At 67.1% G+C, this 1,327-nt stretch carries 2 protein-coding genes; both read right to left on the bottom strand.

The window, feature by feature from the left end:
• Positions 1-364, bottom strand: a 364-nt coding sequence (gene rplJ, locus ASE88_RS19405; protein ID WP_414893440.1) for a 50S ribosomal protein L10, incomplete at its 3' end; no start/stop codon positions are given.
• A gap of 277 nt (positions 365-641) precedes the next feature.
• The coding region (locus tag ASE88_RS05775; protein ID WP_056476561.1) for a HesA/MoeB/ThiF family protein at positions 642-1,327 on the bottom strand (686 nt) is incomplete at its 5' end.

Here is a 1,327-nt window from a genome sequence, read left to right as displayed (position 1 = left end):
CCTTCACACCGTCGACGTCGAGGGTCGTCGCGCCCATCGCCCCACCCACGATTTCGAACTTGTCGTTCGTCTTCGCGAATTCCACGACCACCTTGGCGGCCGCGACGGGATCGATGGAGCTGGCCAGACCGACCGGACCCGTGAGCATGTCGCCCAGCGAGCTGTAGTCGGTGCCGTCCATGGCGATCTTGGCAAGCTTGTTCTTCGAGACCTTGTAGGTCGCGCCGGCGTCGCGCATCTTGTTCCGCAGCACAGTGGACTGTGCGACGGTCAGGCCGAGGTTGCGCGTCACAACGACGACGCCGACCTCGGAGAAGGTGCGGTTCAGCTCGGCTACGGCCGCGGTCTTTTGATCACGATCCATGCCATTCTCCACGTTTTCAGGTTCACCATTTGCATGGTGGACCCGGTTACTAACCGGAGGCGCAGACAAGCCCGCGTCTCCGGGTGTCTCGTCGATGGGGCATGGGAGAGGGCAGGCGCACGAGGCACTCCGCAAAATCTCATTCCCCGTCTAGGTGGGAGATTAAGCGCCGGCAAACCCGGTGCACCCACTGTCTCGGACGGAGTTCGACGAGCAAGCCCGCCGAACGAAGCCGCGCCTTAGCGGAATTGGTGGGGGAGTCAAGGCCGCGCGGGGTCTACTCGGCTAGCCGGGCGGGCCCGGATCCGCAGCCCCGGCAGCCCGGATCCTTGGGCAGCCTGATCGTCCGGAACCGCAGCGCCAGCAGATCGATCAGCAGCAGCTTGCCCGCCTGATCGTCGCCGAACCGCGCGATCGCGCGCAGCACTTCGAGCGCGGCAAGGCTGCCGAGCACGCCCGTGACTGGCCCGAGGACGCCATCCTCGGCACAGCTCGTCTCTGCGCGCTCCGGGGCGTCGCCGACGAAACAGCGATAACACGGCTTGTCAGCTTCCCACCCGCGATAGGTGGCGAGCTGCCCTTCGAACTGACCGACCGCGGCGGACACCAGCGGGATGTGCAGCGCATGCGCCGCGTCCGCCACGCAGAACCGGGTCGCGAAATTGTCGCAGCCGTCGAGCACGACATCGGCCCCGGACAATAGTTCGGCGGCATTGGTGGGATCGATCCGGGCGCCGTGAGTCGTGACGGCGACGTGCGGGTTGATCCGCCGCGCGGCATCGGCCGCCGCCGCGACCTTGGCCGCGCCGGTATCGGCGGTCGTGAAGATCGTCTGCCGCTGAAGGTTCGAGGGCTCGACAGTGTCGTCGTCGATCAGGGTCAGCCGACCGATGCCCGCGGCCGCGAGATACTGGATCACGGGGGAGCCGATGCCGCCCGCACCGACCACCGCGACCGTCGCGG

This window comes from Sphingomonas sp. Leaf38, from assembly GCF_001421825.1.
In the GTDB taxonomy this organism is placed as follows: Bacteria; Pseudomonadota; Alphaproteobacteria; order Sphingomonadales; family Sphingomonadaceae; genus Sphingomonas.
This window is presented reverse-complemented; position numbering and strand designations above follow the sequence as displayed.